Annotated in this window: 16 protein-coding genes; 11 read left to right on the top strand and 5 right to left on the bottom strand. The window is 70.2% G+C overall.

From position 1 onward, the window contains the following. Positions 1 to 80 precede the first annotated feature (80 nt). Complete coding sequence (locus JIX55_RS27735; RefSeq protein ID WP_257565980.1) at positions 81 to 698, bottom strand: FMN-binding protein; 618 nt, start codon at positions 696 to 698, stop codon at positions 81 to 83. Positions 699 to 1,239: 541 nt separating this feature from the next. On the opposite strand from JIX55_RS27735, the gene JIX55_RS27730 reads away from it, so the two are divergent. Next, positions 1,240 to 3,339 (top strand): bifunctional polysaccharide deacetylase/glycosyltransferase family 2 protein, encoded by a 2,100-nt coding sequence (locus JIX55_RS27730; protein ID WP_257565979.1) that lies wholly within the window; start codon positions 1,240 to 1,242, stop codon positions 3,337 to 3,339. Positions 3,340 to 3,366: 27 nt separating this feature from the next. Further along, positions 3,367 to 4,620, top strand: a complete 1,254-nt coding sequence (locus tag JIX55_RS27725) for an LCP family protein (protein WP_257569503.1) — start codon at positions 3,367 to 3,369, stop codon at positions 4,618 to 4,620. 133 nt (positions 4,621 to 4,753) lie between these two features. Here JIX55_RS27725 and JIX55_RS27720 read toward each other — a convergent pair whose 3' ends face one another. Continuing rightward, positions 4,754 to 5,248, bottom strand: coding sequence for a YfbM family protein (locus tag JIX55_RS27720; RefSeq protein ID WP_257565978.1), 495 nt, complete (start codon positions 5,246 to 5,248; stop codon positions 4,754 to 4,756). 576 nt (positions 5,249 to 5,824) lie between these two features. On the opposite strand from JIX55_RS27720, the gene JIX55_RS27715 reads away from it, so the two are divergent. From JIX55_RS27715 to JIX55_RS27690, 6 genes are all read left to right on the top strand, one after another. After that, positions 5,825 to 6,457: an RNA polymerase sigma factor gene (locus JIX55_RS27715; RefSeq protein WP_257565977.1), complete on the top strand. Its 633-nt coding sequence runs from the start codon at positions 5,825 to 5,827 to the stop codon at positions 6,455 to 6,457. An 89-nt stretch (positions 6,458 to 6,546) separates the two neighbouring features. Next, entirely contained in the window at positions 6,547 to 7,401 is an 855-nt protein-coding gene (locus JIX55_RS27710; protein WP_257565976.1) for a hypothetical protein, read from the top strand. A 440-nt stretch (positions 7,402 to 7,841) separates the two neighbouring features. Continuing rightward, positions 7,842 to 8,033 (top strand): putative ATP-grasp-modified RiPP, encoded by a 192-nt coding sequence (gene tgmA / locus JIX55_RS27705; RefSeq protein WP_257565975.1) that lies wholly within the window; start codon positions 7,842 to 7,844, stop codon positions 8,031 to 8,033. 14 nt (positions 8,034 to 8,047) lie between these two features. Continuing rightward, a complete protein-coding gene (gene tgmB, locus JIX55_RS27700) occupies positions 8,048 to 8,977 on the top strand; it encodes an ATP-grasp ribosomal peptide maturase (RefSeq protein ID WP_257565974.1) in 930 nt (309 codons plus the stop codon). A 164-nt stretch (positions 8,978 to 9,141) separates the two neighbouring features. After that, complete coding sequence (locus JIX55_RS27695) at positions 9,142 to 9,627, top strand: cold shock domain-containing protein (protein WP_257565973.1); 486 nt, start codon at positions 9,142 to 9,144, stop codon at positions 9,625 to 9,627. Positions 9,628 to 9,812: 185 nt separating this feature from the next. Beyond that, entirely contained in the window at positions 9,813 to 10,124 is a 312-nt protein-coding gene (locus JIX55_RS27690; protein ID WP_257565972.1) for an NIPSNAP family protein, read from the top strand. Here JIX55_RS27690 and JIX55_RS27685 read toward each other — a convergent pair. Then, complete coding sequence (locus JIX55_RS27685) at positions 10,121 to 11,038, bottom strand: LysR substrate-binding domain-containing protein (RefSeq protein WP_257565971.1); 918 nt, start codon at positions 11,036 to 11,038, stop codon at positions 10,121 to 10,123. The two genes, JIX55_RS27690 and JIX55_RS27685, sit on opposite strands and share 4 nt — an antisense overlap. A 58-nt stretch (positions 11,039 to 11,096) precedes the next feature. On the opposite strand from JIX55_RS27685, the gene JIX55_RS27680 reads away from it, so the two are divergent. Both JIX55_RS27680 and JIX55_RS27675 read left to right on the top strand, forming a co-directional pair. Continuing rightward, entirely contained in the window at positions 11,097 to 11,885 is a 789-nt protein-coding gene (locus JIX55_RS27680; protein WP_257565970.1) for an SCO6745 family protein, read from the top strand. 65 nt (positions 11,886 to 11,950) lie between these two features. Then, the gene (locus JIX55_RS27675; RefSeq protein ID WP_257565969.1) at positions 11,951 to 12,169 is read left to right on the top strand and encodes a hypothetical protein; all 219 of its coding nucleotides are present in this window, start codon (positions 11,951 to 11,953) and stop codon (positions 12,167 to 12,169) included. Positions 12,170 to 12,258: 89 nt separating this feature from the next. Here JIX55_RS27675 and JIX55_RS27670 read toward each other — a convergent pair whose 3' ends face one another. Continuing rightward, positions 12,259 to 13,788, bottom strand: a complete 1,530-nt coding sequence (locus JIX55_RS27670; RefSeq protein ID WP_257565968.1) for a glycosyl hydrolase family 28 protein — start codon at positions 13,786 to 13,788, stop codon at positions 12,259 to 12,261. Between the two features lie 465 nt (positions 13,789 to 14,253). Continuing rightward, positions 14,254 to 15,849 carry an alpha/beta hydrolase gene (locus JIX55_RS27665; RefSeq protein WP_257565967.1) on the bottom strand — a complete coding sequence of 532 codons (1,596 nt, stop codon included), beginning with the start codon at positions 15,847 to 15,849 and terminating at the stop codon, positions 14,254 to 14,256. A gap of 238 nt (positions 15,850 to 16,087) precedes the next feature. Here JIX55_RS27665 and JIX55_RS27660 point away from each other — a divergent pair, with 238 nt between their 5' ends. Next, positions 16,088 to 17,470 carry a hypothetical protein gene (locus JIX55_RS27660; RefSeq protein ID WP_257565966.1) on the top strand — a complete coding sequence of 461 codons (1,383 nt, stop codon included), beginning with the start codon at positions 16,088 to 16,090 and terminating at the stop codon, positions 17,468 to 17,470. Positions 17,471 to 17,654: the final 184 nt, after the last annotated feature.

The raw sequence follows: 17,654 nt of genomic DNA, 5'->3' as shown, positions 1-17,654 counted from the left end.
CGCCCACAGTACCCCAGCAAGTCGTACAGCACTGTTTGGCTATACGCCTGGGGTGCATAATGTGAACACCGCTGTATGACTTAGTAGACGCCGGCCCGGTCCAGGGCACTCTGCAGGGACTGTTCGTAACCCGCGCTGGTGTACGTGGCGCCTGACACCGTGTCGATGTCCGCGCTCTGCGCCGCCAGGATCTCCTGATTGAGCTCGGGGATGGCCGTGGAGGAGATGTCCCTGCTCCGCGGCGTCTCGTCGGGAGACTGGACCGCCGTCGCACCGGTGATCCTGCTGCCGGTGAGGGTGATCCGTACCTGGACCGGACCGTACTTCGTCTGGGCCGTGGCCCCGGTGAGGGTGCGGGTGGTGGGTGCGGCCGAGGTGGTCTTCGGGTCGGAGGGGGCGCTGCCGGTCTTCGCGGGGGTGGACGACGCCGGGTGCGACGGTGCCGCGCTCGTGGAGGAAGGGGACGGGGTGCGCTTCTTCTCGGACGTCTTCGACGACGAGGGCGACGCGGACGGGGACGGCGGGGACGGCGGCGGGGAAGGAGACGCGCCGGCGTCCGCCGTGAGTGCGGACGTGCGGGTGTCGGACTTCTCCTGTGCCGGGTCCGTGGTCGGTTTGAGCGCGAGCAGCAGCGCGATGCCGGAGACGGTACCGACGGTGGCCAGCAGTGCACGGCGGAACGGATGCTTCTTCCTCACAGGAGTCCCAGCGCGTCCGGCGTGCGAGGTGTCACAGGCCGGGCTCGGAACTCGAAGGACTCGTCTTCCTCCCTCAATACCGTCGGTGCGCGGGCGGCCCGGCTCCGGTGGGGATCCGCTCCGGAAGGGGAAGGCGTGAGGACACACTTCCCCACAACCAACCAGTCCAGCGCACCAAGAGGGCTCAGCGTCACAGTCCTCGTGGCGCGGTGGTGCCTGCTCCGTTCGGGACACATTCGCGGTATCGGCTGTGGCTACACTCGCCGCCCATGCAAGAGCTCGGCCGGAAGACAAATCAGCAGATAACGCATCGCCGTTCATCGGATGCCCACGCCTTCGACCAGCATGTGGAGACGGTGTGGCGCGCGACCGTATGCGCTGTCCCCACCGCCGGACCGACGCCCTCCGCCTTGGCGGCCGTCCCGGTGGACGCCCCGCTTCCGTCGGCCCGCGCCGGGCTCGGAACGGTCACGGCTCTCCCCGCCCGCCGCCGCACACACCCCGATTCCGCTGTGATTAACGTCACCCCGGGGATGGTCGCGTGAGCCGTTCGGCACGACGTCGGCACGCCCGTTCCCGCGACCCCCGCGGGCACTGGCGGCTACTGATCCTGATCATGCCCGTGGTCTTCGCCGCCCTGCTCTTCGAGGGCTGGACCACTCACGAGGTGGACGCCGCCAAGACCCGGCGCCCGTGCAGCAGACCCGTGCCGAGGGCCGTGGACGAGAGCGGCCCCGTCCTGCGTCGTATCAGCGGGGACAAGGTGTCGTCCGCCGCGGCGCCCGCACGTACCGTCGCGCTCACCTTCGACGGCGGGCCCGATCCGGTGTGGACCCCGCGTCTGCTCGACCTGCTGCGCGAGCACCACGCGCACGCCACCTTCTTCGTGTTCGGCGCCCGGGCGGCACGCCATCCGGAGCTGGTCCGGCGGATCCTCGACGAGGGCCACGAGATCGGCTCGAACACCTACACGGGAGCCGACCTCGGCTCCTCCTCGGGCGTCCGCGCCGCGATGGAACTGACTCTCACCCAGAAGACCCTCGCGGGTACGGCGGGCATCCACACCGACCTGCTGCGGATGCCGATGACCACCCAGGTGGACACGCTGTGCGGCGCCGAATGGAAGGCCGCCCGGAGCGCCGCCGCGGACGGCTATGTGCTGGTCGCCGCCGACCGGCCGGACCGTGATCCGGCGCACGGTCTGATCCGGCAGTTCAGCCAGACGGAACTGGCGTACCAGGAGACGAAGAAGCTGCTCGGCGACCCGCACGCCGAGCGGTTCACCACCGTGACGGACGCGGTCGGCATGCCCTCCGCCGAGACCCGGGTGTCCACTGCCGAACGGTGGCAGGGCAAGGGTCTGAACTGGGCCGTGACCGCCGGTCACGCGTTCACGCACGGCATGACCTGGGTGCTGGGCGTGGCGGGCGCGCTGGGCCTGCTGCGGCTGGTGCTGCTGACCGTCTTCGCCCGCGCCCATGTCCGGCGCCTCACCCGTCTGCGCCCCGGCGCGCCCTGGCTGCGGGAGGTCAACGCCCCCGTGACGGTGCTCGTTCCCGCCTACAACGAAGAGGCCGGCATCGAGTCCACCGTCCATTCGCTGCTCGCCTCCACGCACCCGTACCTCGAGGTCATCGTGATCGACGACGGCTCGACGGATCAGACCGCGGACCTCGCCACCTGGATCAACGACCCCCGGGTGCGGGTGATCCGGCAGCCCAACGCGGGCAAGGCGGCCGCGCTCAACACCGGTCTGGCCAACGCGTCGTACGACATCGTGGTGATGGTCGACGCCGACACCGTCTTCGAGGCCGACGCCGTGCACCGGCTCATCCAGCCGCTCGCGCATCCGGCCGTCGGCGCCGTCAGCGGAAACACCAAGGTCGGCAACCGGCGCGGTCTGCTCGGCAGATGGCAGCACCTGGAGTACGTCTTCGGCTTCAACCTCGACCGGCGGATGTTCGAGGTGCTGGAGTGCATGCCGACGGTGCCGGGCGCGATCGGCGCCTTCCGCCGGGACGCGCTCCTGGGCGTCGGCGGGGTCAGCGAGGACACCCTCGCCGAGGACACCGACCTCACGATGGCCCTGTGGCGGGCCGGCTGGCGGGTGGTCTACGAGGAGTCGGCCGTCGCCTGGACCGAAGTGCCCACCTCGCTGCGCCAGTTGTGGCGACAGCGCTACCGCTGGTGCTACGGCACGCTCCAGGCGATGTGGAAGCACCGCCGAGCCGTCGCCGAGCTGGGCCCGGCCGGACGCTTCGCCCGCCGCGGGCTGACCTATCTGGCCCTCTTCCAGGTGGCCCTGCCACTGATCGCGCCGGTCGTCGACCTCTTCGCGCTGTACGGGGCGCTCTTCCTCGACCCCGTGCGGTCGACGGGCGTGTGGCTGGGCTTCCTCGCCGTCCAACTGATCTGTGCCGGTTACGCGTTGAGACTCGACGGCGAGCGGCTGCGGACCCTGTGGTCGATGCCGCTGCAGCTCTTCGTCTACCGGCAGCTGATGTATCTGGTCGTCATCCAGTCCGTGGTCGCCCTCCTGCTCGGCACCCGGCTGAAGTGGCACCGCATGCAGCGTTCCGGCACGGCTGCCACCGAGCAGCTCAGGCAACCGGTCGCCGCACGAGAGCTGTCGTCGAGGTGATGAGGAGTGGTTCAGCCCGTGAGTCCCGTGAGTGACCGGCCGGACATGTGGCCCGACGACAGCCGACAGAACGGGAACGGGGAGACTCCTGGGCCTCGCGTGATCACCGGAGAGGTGCGGCACCGCAGCACCTCTCCGCTCCAGGCTCCGGCCCGGCCGTACGGCGGCCATACCGCCGGGCCGGACGGCGGCGATCACCTCCGGCACAACGGCGACGACGGCGACGACGACGGCCGCAGCCGCAGCCGCAGCCGCAGCCGCAGCCGCAGCACCAGGCTCCCCTGGGTACGCCCCAGCCGACGCCGCCGGATCGCACGCCTGCTGGCACTCCTGCTCTGCGCACTGCTCCTCACCGGCGCCGGCACCTACGCCTGGGCCGACTTCAGGCTCGACAGGGCGGTCGACCTGGCCAAGGTCGCGGACCGTCCACCGCGCGGAAAGGGAACCACGTACCTCATCGTGGGCTCCGACAGCCGCGACGGGCTGTCCGAGGAGGCCCGGAAGGATCTGCACACCGGCTCGGCCGGGGGCGGCCGCACCGACTCGATGATGCTCCTGCACACCGGCGCCCACGGCACCACGATGGTGAGTCTGCCTCGCGACTCCTGGCTGACCCTGCCGCCGTACGTCGATCCGGACACCGGCAAGCACTACCGGACGTCGAAGAACAAGCTGAACGCGGCCTACTCCCTGGGCGGGCCCCGACTGCTCGTACGGACCGTCGAGCTGAACACGGGCATGCGCATCGACCATTACGCGGAGATCGGCTTCGCGGGATTCGTCGGCGTGGTGGACGCGGTCGGCGGTGTGGAGATCTGCCTGGACCGGGACATCAAGGACACGAAGTCGGGGGCGAACCTTGCGAAGGGCTGTCAGAACCTGAACGGCACCGAGGCGCTGGCGTTCGTCCGCCAGCGGCACCAGGAGGCGCGGGGCGACCTGGGGCGCTCCACGAACCAGCGGAAGTTCCTCTCCGCCCTCGCCCGCAAGGCCGCCTCACCGGGCACCGCGCTCGATCCGCTCCGGACCTATCCCGCACTGAGCGCGGCGCTGGACACCCTGGTCGTGGACAAGGACATGGAGCTGCCGACCCTCGTGTCGCTGTTCCAGGCGATGCGGAGCGTCTCGGGCGGTGACGGCAAGCAACTCAACGTCCCCGTGTCCGGCCTCGGCTTCAGCACGTCCAAAGGCAGTGCCGTGCGGTGGGACATGGCGAAGGCGAAGAAGCTCTTCACCGAGCTGAGGGACGACCGGCCGGTGAGCATGGAGGAGCAGGGCTGACCGGCCGGTGACCGTGAAGGAGCAGGGCTGACCGGCCGGTGACCGTGGAGGATGCGCGAATTCGACTCTCGTCACCGAGTGCCTGACCTGGTGCGGCGGCTCAGAGGATCAGCGGGTTCGCGTGCCGCGTGTCTCAGGTCGGCAGCCACTTCACCACCGCGTCTCCGCACTCGGCCGTCTGCTCGTAGAACTCCGTCAGCTCCCGGTGCGCCGCCGCGAAAACGCCCCGTGTGTCGGGCTCTGCGGTCACGCCGCCATAGCGCGGCAGCAGTTCGTCGCGGGACAAGACCCACAGCGCCTCGAAGTCGATCATCGTCAGGAACCTGGCCACCCGGTGCGCCTGGCCCGCAGTCAGCACGAGGAAGGGCGGCTTGTACCGGTCCGGGTGGAACACCGGCCGACCGCCGAGCACCACCTGGGCCTGGGGTCGATCCCCCGCGCGGTGCGGGGAAGCGCCGGCGTAGAGGAGTTCCTGGTCCAGATAACGCTGGTCCAGCACCTCCTCGCGGTGCCGGTCGACGCGATACCGGACGGTATCCCAGTCGTCCCCGAACAGCCGTTCCAGCCAGGTCGCGCTGTTGCGCAGTGCCGGGGGCGGCACCGCTCGCAGATGGAAGTAGATGCTCATCACAGAAGGGAGCGCACGGGGGCGCCGAAGCATCACGCCACCCGGCGTGCGCCACGTTCCGGAAGCCCCCCGCCGTCGTGCGGCGAGGTGCGAGGCGGTCCTGCACCGCCGTGCAGAGCGTGCCCCGCCGTCGGCCATCCGAGCGGTGTGCGGGGCGGCCGGACCCCCGTGCAGTGGTCAGGGTCCGGCCGCCCCCGTCCCTCTCCATGCCGCTCCCGGGGGGAGTCGGAGCGGCGCGGAGAGAGGTCCCGGAGTGGTCGTGGCACCGACGTCCGGCCCGGCGATCACCGATCACGTCGGCCTGTCCGGAGCGGACTCGGTACTCACACAGCGCACGGCCGACGCGATACGTCACCCGGCCGGCCAACACCCGTACGCCACCGTCCTCTTGGAGTTTCCGGCGTCCCCGGGGCTTCGCCGGCCACGCGACAGGGGCGCCGGCGACGAGGTGAGGGACTCCTGTGCGTAGTGACATTTCTGTGAGAAAGCACGCTGGTCTCCATGGGGCCGTCGATGCCAACGGGGCTCGTCGGACGGAACGGACTCGCTGTGAACCAGGTACGAACGAGGACAGTCTTGGGCCAGGGACGGCAACCCCGCCGCGTACAGACGTACGACGGGGAACTGGGTGCGGCGGTCGCGCGAGCCCAGGACGGGGACGAGGCCGCCTTCGCGGTCGCCTACCGGATCGTGCAGCCGGGCCTGCTGGGCTATCTGCGCGGATTCGTCGGCGAGGACGCGGAGGACGTGGCGTCCGACGCCTGGCTGGAGATCGCCCGTGACCTCGGACGGTTCAAGGGGGACGGGGCCGGTTTCCGCGGCTGGACGGCGACCATCGCCCGGCACCGGGCACTGGACCATCTGCGGCGCCAGCGCGTGCGGCCCCGGTCGGGAGGGACCGAACAGGACGTACTGGACCTGCCCGGCCCGCACAGCACCCATGACCAGGCACTGGAGACCCTCTCCACCGAGCGGGCCCTGGAACTGGTCCGCGGGCTGCCGAAGGACCAGGCCGAGGCCGTGCTCCTGCGGGTCGTTGTCGGCCTGGACGGTGCCGCCGCCGCACGCGTCCTCGGCAAGCGCCCAGGAGCGGTGCGCACCGCCGCCCACCGAGGTCTGAAACGCCTCGCCCACCAGTTGGGCGTAGGGGGCCACGCGGCGGAGGGTGTGACGGATGAGGCTTCCCGGACGCTGGGGGAGTCGAAATGAACGACGCCCGCGGAAGTGGGCCGGCGGACAGGCATCAGGGCCCGGAACGCCAGGTGAATCGAACATGTCGGACAGGAACGGAAGCGGACATGGGTGAACGGCTGAGCGGCGACGGAGTGCCGGGCCGTCGACGTGTGCACCCTGACGACGCCGTGTCCGGGGCGTGGGACCCGCGTGACGACACCGCGCTGGAGACGGTGCTGGCCGCCGTGCTGCGCGACGGCGACCTCGCCCCCGAGGCCGAGCAGCGGGCCGTGGCCGCCTTCCGGGCCGCCCGCGGCACGGGCGGCCATCGGGCGCGTACCCGGCGCCGGGACGACTGGCGGCTGCCCGCGGGGCGGCGTACCGGTCGCCCCGTGAAGACGACGTTCGCCGCCGTGTTCGCCAGCCTCACCCTGGGCGGTGTCGCGGTCGCGGCCATCGGTTCGGCCGGCTCGTCCACGGACGGAGCCGGTGCCGACCGGGAGACCGCGCACCCCTCGGTGTCCGCCCCGGCCCGGCCGGGCGACGAGACCTCCTCGCCTTCCTCCGGCGGCGTCGGACCGACGGACGGCCCGGCCACCGCCCAGGACACCGAGGCCCACTGCCGCGCCTACGAGCAGGTCAAGGACAGCGGCAAGGCGCTCGACGCGACGGCCTGGCAGCAACTCACCGCGGCGGCGGGCGGCGAGGGCGAGGTCGCCGCGTACTGCGCCGAGCAGTTGGCGCGGGCGACAGCCGCACCGAGCGGGTCCGGCGTCGCGGGCAAACCCGGCGAGGGCGCTGCGGACGCCGGCACGGGCACGTCCGGGAACACCGGGACGTCCGGGAACACCGGCACGTCGGGAAACACCGGCACGTCCGGAAACACCGGCACCTCGGGCAACGGAAATCCCGGCAACGACGCCGGCGGCGCGGACACCGGGGCCGGCAACGGCCAGGCAAGCGACGGTAGGGGCGAGTAGCCCCGGGCAGGGGCGAGTCCCTCTCTCTCCCCCCCCCCGCAGTAACCCCCGCGCCCATCGGCCGGGCCGCTCACCGTTCTGGGGCGTGACGGTCTCGTTCGCCCGTCGTGGTGCCCGCGTCGTGATCCGGCCACCCTCTCAGCGCCCGCGTTCCGGCCGGGAAAGAGCGTGCCCGAACAGACCGGAGAGGCGGGCGGCGCCCCGATACGACCGGTCGCAGTCGGGGGCTCCCGACATGCTCCTGTGACGTTTACGGCACCCATTTCGATATGTAAGTCATGGGGAAGTTGAGTGTTCCTGATGTCAGCGATGTGGATGAGGCTGGTGAGGCGGCGGACGATGTGAAGGCCTTCCCCGGTTCCGGCAGAAGTGATGAATTCCTTGCGCAAGGAACGTGTGAGGGACCGCACGCGGGCAGCGTGCCGACTTGGAGGTTTCGAGTGCGACCGTTCACCCTCAACTACGCCCTCCCCAGCGGGGGTTCCACCGTGGTGACGCCCTATCGCTTCGACGAGTCGCTTCAACTGAACGTGCTTCCCGACGGCCGCCCGGCCGTCAGTGACCCGGCGCTCCTCCTGGCTGCCGGTACGACGACGTCGACCGCCGGTTCCCAGACACACTTCGACGACTGACGATCCGTAACCGAATGACTGTTCTGATCCTCACGTCCGAAGAGGACGTCACCGCCGACATGGTGGTGGCCAAGCTGCACGAGACGGGGGTGGCCGTGATGCGGCTCGACCCCGCCGACCTACCGGGCAAGGCCCTGTTGTCCGCGGATTACGTCCGTGGCGACTTCGAAGGCCACCTGTCGGTGAACGGGCATGTGCTCAGCATGGGATGCCTGGGCTCCGTATGGGTGCGCAGGCCCGGCGAACCGGCCGCGCACGCGGCCCACCCATCGGAGTGGCTGACCGCCGAGACCCGTCAGGCGCTCTTCGGAATGCTCCACTCCACCTCTGCGCGATGGATGAACCATCCGCGCAATGCCGACCAAGCCCGGTTGAAGCCCTGGCAGTTGAGGACGGCTCACCTCAGCGGCTTCGCCGTACCACCGACGGCCATCACCACCTCCCCGCGCCTGGCGCAGCAGTTCGCCAAGGAGCACGGGAGCGTGGTGGTGAAATCCGCCTCAGGACCGCCGCCCGGTGACCCCGCGCTGGCTCTGCCCACCACCCTGGTCGGCCCCGACCCGGACTTCTCCACCGTCGCGGCCGGTCCCGCGCTGCTGCAGCGGTACATACCCAAGCGTGCCGACATCCGTCTGACCTGTGTCGGCAACCGGCTGTTCGCCGCACGGAAGGCTGCCGAACCGGGCCAGGTCGACGGGCGCTACGGCGACACCGGGCACGCCTGGAAGGTGGTCCCGGTGCCCGAACGCATCGGCAGGTCGGTGCACGAGTACGTCACCCTTGCCGGACTGGCGTACGCCGCCTTCGACTTCGCCGAGGACGAGGAGGGCATCTGGTGGTTCCTGGAGTGCAACCAGGGCGGCCAGTTCGGCTTCGTCGAACTGGAGACCGGGCAGCCGATCTCGGAGGCGGTCGCCCTGTGGCTGTCACGGCGCAAGGCCTGATGTCACCGCGAGTACGTGGAGGTTGTGCCGACGATCCTGGCGCGGGGTGTCTGCCTCGCGCGCCAGGGCGCGCGCCGGTTGCCGAGGTCGATGCGCGGGCAGACGTACAGACGACCCCCCACTGAGTCGCTCTAACGTGGGGGTCGTCTGTGCCCAGTGGTGTCGTGAAGTGGTTCGATCCCGACCGGGGCCTGGGCGCCATCGCCCAGGACGGTGGCGGCTTCGATGCCGCCGCCTACCGTTCGGCGGTTCGCGGTGACGCGGAGTGCGAGCTGATCGCGGGCAGGCGGGTGTGCTTCGACGTCACCCTGGACGCCGCCGGTGTCAGAGCCGACAACATCCGCCGTCTGGGCTCGGGATGCTGTCCGCCGGCCGAGGGAGCGGATGGTGAAGCGGCTGCGCACGAACAAGCTGGGTGGCCCGTTGAGACGGCCCCTGGGGTGAATGGGGTGGACATCTGCCCGTGGTGCGCGCAGTTGCTGGAGGCCGACGCCGGGGACGGGCAGCCGCTGGTGCGGGAAAACGGTTCCCCTCAGCCTGCCGCGGTGTCCCGCGGGGGTGGGCTGGTGACGGCGTTGTGGGCGGGGATGGTCGTGCTGGCCGTTGTCGCGATCGCCACTGTCGCCCTGTCGGTCGTCGTGGCCACGTGAGTCGCCCACAGACGGCCAGGACCGCGACCGCCCCGGCCTGCCCGGTGCGGGGCCTGATCCCGCACCGATCGCCGGCTGTGCGCTCCGGTGGTCGTTGCGTCCTCCGGCCGGCGGCGAGCAGGCCGAGTCGCGCGACCGCCCGGGCTGTCATTCGAGGCAGAACCGGCACAAGGCATCATTCAGGCGTGATCACCATTCATCTGAAGTATGAGATCGACGCCGGCAAGCTTGCGGATTTCGAGGAGTACGGTCGCCGCTGGGTCCGGCTCGTCAACCGTTTCGGCGGAACGCACCACGGCTACTTCCTGCCGAGTGAGGGCGACAGCGACATCGCCTACGCCCTCTTCTCCTTTCCCAGCCTGGCCGCGTACGAGCAGTACCGCACGGACAGCACGACCGACGCGGAGTGCCAGGAAGCATTCCAACTGGCTCGTGACACCCGCTGCATCAAGCGGTACGAGCGCCGCTTCCTCCGGCCGCTCGACGGCCCGTCCTAGGCCGGCGGGAGGTGCGTGGTACGACCCTGCCGCACGGCTGTGCGCAGCGCCGCGATGACGGCCGTGGTCGTCGGGTTCGCGGTCTCGGTGTGCCGCGTCGCGGCGAAGAGCAGGCGCAGGATCGGACGGTCCTCGATGGGCGCCGTGCGGATTCCGGGTGTGGCCGGGTCGATGGCCGTCCGGGGGACGAGCGCGGTGGCGAGCCCGGCCCGTGCGAGGGCGAGCTGGGCAGCGATGTCGGCGGTGACGTAGCGCGTCGTGGGTGTGAAGCCGGCCTGGTGGAAGGCGTGCAGGACGGCCTGTCCGCAGTCCGTGGTCGGCGGCGGTACGGCGAGGCTGTGCGTGGCCAGTTCCCGCAGGGCGACGGGCCGCTCCTCGGCCTGGTCGGCCGCGGTGACGACGAGCAGCGGATCGTCGAGCAGCGGGGAGACCTCGATGCCCCGGGGTGTGGCATCGGGCAGGTGGTGATACCGCTGTCCCAGCACCACGTCGACGGTGCCCAGGGTGAGTTCCCGCAGTTGCGCCTGGTCGGTGACGAGGCACGTCACGGTGAGCTGCGGGTGGTGTGAGCCCAGCGCGGTCAGTGCGGGGGCCACGATCCGGGCGACGGTCGAGGGCAACGCGGCGAGGGTGGCGGTGGCGCCGACCGCGCCCTTGACCGCCGCGACGGCGCTCTCGGCCTCCTGCACGGCGGCGAGGATCCGGTCGGCGTGTTCGAGGAGCACCCGGCCCGCCTCCGTCAGTGCCACGGTTCGCCCGTCGGGGCGCAGCAGATCGACTCCCACGTCGCGCCGCAGCGCGGACAACTGCTGGGACACGGCACCGGCCGACAGCGCCAGCGACTGGGCGGCCGCGGCGATGGAACCTCGGGAGGCGACGGTCTTGAGCATGTGCAAACGGCGGAGGTCCAGCATGACTCGATAGATTACCTAAAGGGTTCCATCAGAAATCATCCCCTTGACCTATCGATTCATGGTGAGCGACCTTCAGCGCATGGAGATCTTCGACTGCATCGCCGCGGTTGCCCGGCCCATCCACGATTTCGGTGACGAGTTCATGTCCGACGAGGCGACCGCCGCCGTCGGTCTGAATGCCGGCTTTCCCCCAGGGCGCGGCTTCTACTGTCGCGGCCGGTTCGGGGTGCTCGGCGAGGCATCGGTCCCGGTGGTCCAAGCGGTACAGGGCTTCCTCGGCCCCCACCTGGTCACCGCGGGCTGGCTGGCGGGACGGTCCGTGATGCCGGCGGAGGAAGCCGCTGCCTGTTACGCACAGGCCGTCCGGACGTGGGGGCGCGCCAACATCCCCGCCGACGTCGACGTGGAGCACTTCAACCGCTTGGCACAGCGGCTGATCGACGCCGCCGACGCCGACGCGCTGCCGCTGTTCGCCGGCTGGCGCGCGCGCCCCTGCCCAGCCGACGACCCGGTCGGTGCGGCCATGCAGCGCATACACGTACTGCGGGAACACCGTGGCGCCTGCCATCTGGCGGCGGTGCGCCTGAGCGGGCTGAGCGCCCGAGAGGCCATGGTCATCAACCTCGGTGTCGAGCAGGCGACCCACTACGGCTGGCACGACCCACAACCCGTGGCCGCACCCCTGATCCCCCGATGGCGGCGTGCCGAGCAGCTCACCGACGAGCTTCAGGCGCCGCTCTACGCCACACTGGGCGACCGGCGACGTACCGAATTCGCCCAGCTGGTCAACGCGTTGACCGCCGCCCCGACCCCGTCACCGCGAACTCGGCCGGAGCCCGCCCGCTGATGTCCGGGAGGACCGCTCAGGGGACTGGAGCTGCGCACCCACCGCCGTAAGGGCATGGTGGTGCCATGGACACGCGGCCTCCTGTGGTGGTGCTGCCGCCCGCGTCGGACAATGGACGGCGGGTGACGATCCACGGTGAGCACGTCGGCACGGCCTACAGCCTCTTCGACGTCTTGGACTTCCTGCACGCCGCCGATCTGCCGGTCGAGGACCGAGCCGTCGACGACCCGGAACTGATCGAGTGGCGCGGCGGCGGACCATACGACTGGAACGACACCGCCTAGCCATCGCCTGGCCACCCGCGCCGCCGCACCGCGGGCGTGCGGTCGGCCCCGGCGTCTCCCAGGAGGACACCGGGGCCGACCGTCGGCTGTCACAGGGCCGCGGCCTCCTCGGTGGTGAGGAAGCGGAGGTTCTTCACGTGCTCGTTGACGAACATGGGCACACCGTCCGCGGCCAGGTACCACCGCGGCTTGCCCGTGCTGTCGGCGATCACCCGGCCGTTGACGCGGAGGTTCTCGAAGGTGACGTCCTTGACGGCGTGCTCGGCGTCAAGGCCGACGATCATCGAGAGGTCGGCGTTCTTGCCGTTGTAGCTGAGGTCCTTGATGTAGACGTTCTCGATGCCGCGGCCGGCCGAGGTGTTGTACTTCGGGTTGTACTCGACCCGCATGTGGATGAGCTGGCCCCAGCGGAAGTCCTCGACGCGGATGTTGTCGAACTTGACGTCCCGCACGAGGTTGTGGTCGCCGACCATGAAGGCGATGGCGCCCTGGTAGGTCACCTGCGGCTCGCGGTGGTCGAGGATGTCGATGTTCTCGTAGGTCAGGTTCTCCAGCATCTCGGGGTTCTCGGTGTTGCCGTGCACGCCGATGTTGATCGGGTGGGCGACGTCGGCCCAGAGCGAGCAGTTCTTGACGGTGATGTTGCGGGTGTCGCCGTAGAAGTCCCAGCGGTGGGTGTAGAGGGCGACGCAGTCGTCGGACGTGCGCAGGAAGCAGCCGTCGACCGTGATGTTCTCGGAGCAGTAGAGCTGGATGCCGTCGCCCCAGCCCTGGTGGGTGAAGGCGCGCACGTTCTCGATGGTGACGTTCTGGCTCTCGGCGACCCGGATGTTCTCGTACCGGGGGTTGAGGACCGTGATGCCTTCGATCGTGATGTTCTCGCACTTACGGATCAGCATCGCGCCCCACTTGGAGTTGTAGAGCACTCCACGGCCGATCACCCGGGAGTTCTCCACCCCCTGGATGTCCACGAAGGCGTTGACGACCGCACCCGGAGCCAGGTAGACGGTGGTGTTGCTGGGCACCTTCAGCTCGCCGTTGGCGGGGGTGTGGTAGCCGGGACCGAAGTACATGACGTTCTTGTCGCCCTCGGCGGGCGGGTTCTGCTCGAGCGGGTTGGCGAACAGGTGCAGGCAGTCGAAGATCTTGTCGTCGAGCTGGACGACGACGTTGCGGGGCCGGTCCAGGGTGAAGCGCACGGTGCTGCCGAGCACCTCGGGCTTGATGCCGTACGAGTCCGGGCGGACGCGGGCCTTCTCGAAGCCACCCGAGTTGTAGGTGACCTCGACCTCGACGGTGCCGGAGAAGTCGAAGGCGGCCCAGGAGGAGTTCTGGGCCCTGTTGCTGCCGGTGGTGGGGTCGATCAGCGCGAGCTTGGCCAGGTGGACGCCGAGTCTCTGCCAACTGCCGCCGGACGGCCGGACCTTGACGGTGAAGGAGTTGTTGACCGGCACCTGCGGAAGGGGCGGATGCGTGACAACGATGTCGCCAGCGGTGGCGGGCTCCTCCGCTGTGGCGGCAGCGGCCTGCGAAGTGCTCGCGACACTGGAGGCCAGGCCGGCTGCGGCGAGGGCGCCGACGGCCTGGAGGGTGGTTCGCCGGGACAGCGACGAGCTCATGGTGACTCCTTGACGGAACGGGGGCGGGTGGCCATCTGTGGTTGAGGTGAAGACCCGGCACTGAAGCCGCCGCGCGCGACCGCCTGCCGGAGGTGCGGACAGAGCACCCACCCTTGGTGCACATGTGGCGTAAGGGGCTGGCTGATCCTGCGGCCAGACGGAAATCCGCGTCAAGGTATTGGCACATATGCGAAAGTTTCGAGACAACCCGCAGGTGGGAGCGGCACGCTCGCCACCGACGGCCGCGACTCGGCGGCGCGGGCCCCGGCGGTCGCCCGGTGCCCGCGCGGAAGCCGGCAACTGCCTCCGGACCGCCCCCCGTTCGGCGGGGGGGCTCTCCGGCGGCTACGCCCCTCGACCACTGAACCGGCTCGCAGACGTGCCACGGGGCGCGACCCGGGCGAAAGCCACCGGGACCGCGCCCCGTCAGTCAGGACCGGGTCGGATCAGGCCGCGTCACGCGGTTCACCGGTACGTGCCCGTGCCCAGCAGGTCGGGCAGCGGGTTGACGAGGTCTCCGGTCGGCGACTGCCGCTGGGCGGAGGGCCCGGTCGGCCAGACCGCGGGGCAGTGGGTGCCCTTGCGGGGGGTCTTCAGGGTGAGGAGGTACGTGTCGATGGCGTCACGCGCGCACGGGCTCAGCCAGTAGTCGCCGTGGCCGACACCGTCGTACGTGAGGAACACGGCCTCGTGGCCGATCTGACGGGCCGCGTTGGAGCCCCAGGAGTGCGGGGTGGCCGGGTCGAAGCGGCTGTTGGTCATCAGGATCGGCGGGGTCCCGTCGACGCGAAGCCTGCGCTGCGGGTTGGTCACCTCGGTCGGCCAGTCCTGGCAGCCGGTCTGGACCGTCCAGCCGAGGGGGCTGAAACGGGTGACGGGGGCAAGCCGGGCGAGCTTGCGCTCGTAGCGGGCGAGGGTGGCGTACGAGGGGACGTTGAAGTCGTAGTCCTGGCACATCACCGGGAAGAACGGGAATTCCGTCGGCTCGCCGTACTTCCGGAGGGTCCGTGCCGCCGCGGGGGCGGAGGCATCCAAGTCGCTGAGGAACTGGGCGAAGTCGAACCAATAGGCCGGGTCGTACATGTAGCTCAAGGCGACGTTCTGGAGGTCCTGCGGGGTGACGGTGTAGGGCGGGTCGCCCGGCAGGACCAGCTCACCGGCGTCGGCGCGCTTGTAGAGCGAATCGAACAGGGCGCGGGCGTCCCGGTCGTGGAGCACACACGACGGCGTACGGGCGCACCAGTCGGCGAACTGGCCGTACGACTCCTCCACCGCGACCGTCTCGGTCTTCTGGAAGTCCCACCTGCCCAGGCTGTGGTCCATGTTCGAGTCGAGCGTCATCGCGCGGACGCGGTGGGGGTAGCGCGCGGCGTACTGCTGGCCGATCGCGGTGCCGTAGGAGACGCCGTAGTAGCTGATCCGCCGCTCGCCGAGGCCGACGCGTATCGCCTCCATGTCACGGACGACGCTGGCGGTGTCCATGTGGTCGACGAGCGGTCCGGTGACGGCGCGGCAGTTCTCGCCGAGCGCGTGGTTCGCCTCGCGGAGGGCGGTGAACGAGGAGTAGCTGTCCGGGTAGAGCAGCGCACCCTGGGCGTTCACCAGGTCCTCGTCGCACTTCACCGGGTTGCTGAGGCCGACGCCGCGCGGGTCGAAGCCCACGATGTCGAAACGCTCCAGTAGTTCGGGCGAGAAGGCCTCGGGGGCGCTGAACGCGAAGCCGACGCCGGAGCCGCCCGGACCGCCGGGGTTGATCAGCAGCGAGCCGATACGGCGCTCGGGGTCGGTGGCCCGATGGCGGGCGAGGGCCAGGTCGATGGTGGCGCCGCGCGGCCGCTTCCAGTCCACGGGCACCTTGATGGTGGCGCACTCGAAAGTGCCCTCGCCGGAGGGAGACTCACACGGCTCCCAGGCCATGCGCGCGGGCGGCGGGGTCTTGGCCGAGGGGGCGGCGACGGCGGTCCCGGCGAGCAACTGTCCGAACAGCGCGGTGACCAGGGCTCCGACAGCCAGTCTCCCGCGCGCTTTCGAGCGCGGGAGCAGTGGGGGGTTGGATGGCACGGATGTTCCTCCATGAATCAGGAGTTCACAGGCGCATCAAAGCCTGGTCCCAACGCCCTTGTGATTCAACCGAAATGATGGGTCATCAGATAACGGCCGAGTGACTGAAGCGCCGGACGCGTGCCGGTAATTGCCATGCGCCGGTCTGCGGCACCGCCCTACGATCCCCTCGCCGCCCGCACACCTGTACGCATCAGGGGCAGTGTGCGGGCATCCGAACGGGAGGGATCACTTGACCATGTCCTCAGGTACGCGTTCGCGTGCCGTCCTCGCTTCTCTGGGCACCCTCGGCCTGGCACTCGCCGCCGCGTCGCCCGCGAACGCGGCCGCCGGGACGCCCACCACACCCACCCAGCTCTTCAACGGCTACCGGCACTGCTCGACCGACGCGGACCGGCCCACGTATCTCTGGGCCGGCACCGGCCTTGTCGTCGAAGGCATCCCCGGGACCACCGACAGCACCGACGACTCCCGGGTCAGCGTGCGGTATCAGGCCTGGCCGGTCGCCGACCCGACGCGGATCACGACGGTCACCCGTGACCATGCCACCACCGGGTTCGAGGCACCCGCCACGCTGCCCGCCGACGCGCTCGCCGACGGACAGACCTACGCGTGGCAGGCGCAGACGGTGGCCGGGGGCGCGGCCTCGGACTGGTCGGCCCCCTGCTATGTCACGGTCGACAACACCCGCCCGACGAACGCGCCCACCATCAGCTCGCCGAACTACCCGCCGGACGCATGGAACCAGGGCGGCGAGCCGGTCACGTTCACACTGGACGCGGGCGGTGTCGACGACGTCACCGGGTTCCAGTTCTCCTGGCGGCAGGACCTCCCGGTGATCGGCACGACCATCGGCGACCACGGCATCCCGCAGCCCGTCGACCCGTACTCGGACACGAGATACTTCAAGCGCGCCGACGCGCCCGGCGGTTCGGCGACGCTCAGCCTGGTACCGCCGGGCGGCGCCGGTGTGATGACCCTGTGGGTGCGAAGCCTGGACCGGGCCCACAACGGATCGGCGATCACCAGCTACACGTTCCGCGTCGGCTCCACGGCACCCACCGTCACCCCGGCCGTCCCGTCGCCCGAGTTCGGCGAGCCGACCGAGTTCACGCTCCGGCCCGACGCGGGACTCCAGTCGAAGAGTCCGGTCGTCGCATACTCCGTGCGGACCATCGGCGGTCAGAGCGACAAGACCCTCGAGGTCGCGGCGGCGGCGGACGGCACGGCGAAAATGAAGCTCACGCTGGACGGCATCCACGGCGAGTCGCTCCGGGTGACCAGCACGAGCGCGAACGGCTGGGTCAGCGACGCGGCATCCTGGAGCACAAGCTACGACACCACTCCGACCGTCGCTTCGGACGTCTACCCCGAGAACGGTTCGGGTGGCGGTGTGGGTGTCCCGGGCACGTTCACGTTCACACCGAAGGTGAAGGACGTCGTGAGCTACACGTACTCCTTCAACGGTGCCCCGGAGGCCACGGTCGCCGCGGACGCCCACCACAAGGCGACTGTCGACTGGACCCCGCCGACGGACGGCTTCCACTACCTCACGGTCTACGCGACGACCCGCTCCGGCATCCGACTGGCGCCCTATGACTACTTCTTCGCGGTGAACTGACGCCGCGAACCGACCGTGAACCGGCCCAGCTCATGCCCACCGAATCCGCCGGTGGGCATGGGCGGTGGCGACACCTCGTCATCGCCCCTCCGCCCGCACCGCAGCACCCACGTCCAGGAGGAGTTCCCGCACCTTCCGGTTCGGCGTTCCCCCGTGGTCCGTGCCCGTAAGAGGTGAGTTCCCT

Source organism: Streptomyces sp. DSM 40750 (assembly GCF_024612035.1).
GTDB lineage: Bacteria > Actinomycetota > Actinomycetes > Streptomycetales > Streptomycetaceae > Streptomyces.
This window is presented reverse-complemented; position numbering and strand designations above follow the sequence as displayed.

Bases quoted from the DNA above. Each gene is read 5' to 3' on its own strand.
- JIX55_RS27720 (WP_257565978.1), bottom strand. From the start codon at position 5,248: ATGAGCATCTACTTCCATCTGCGAGCGGTGCCGCCCCCGGCACTGCGC.
- JIX55_RS27710 (WP_257565976.1), top strand. From the start codon at position 6,547: ATGGGTGAACGGCTGAGCGGCGACGGAGTGCCGGGCCGTCGACGTGTG.
- tgmB (WP_257565974.1), top strand. From the start codon at position 8,048: ATGACTGTTCTGATCCTCACGTCCGAAGAGGACGTCACCGCCGACATG.
- JIX55_RS27685 (WP_257565971.1), bottom strand. From the start codon at position 11,038: ATGCTGGACCTCCGCCGTTTGCACATGCTCAAGACCGTCGCCTCCCGA.
- JIX55_RS27680 (WP_257565970.1), top strand. From the start codon at position 11,097: ATGGTGAGCGACCTTCAGCGCATGGAGATCTTCGACTGCATCGCCGCG.
- JIX55_RS27675 (WP_257565969.1), top strand. From the start codon at position 11,951: ATGGACACGCGGCCTCCTGTGGTGGTGCTGCCGCCCGCGTCGGACAAT.
- JIX55_RS27670 (WP_257565968.1), bottom strand. From the start codon at position 13,788: ATGAGCTCGTCGCTGTCCCGGCGAACCACCCTCCAGGCCGTCGGCGCC.
- JIX55_RS27660 (WP_257565966.1), top strand. From the start codon at position 16,088: ATGTCCTCAGGTACGCGTTCGCGTGCCGTCCTCGCTTCTCTGGGCACC.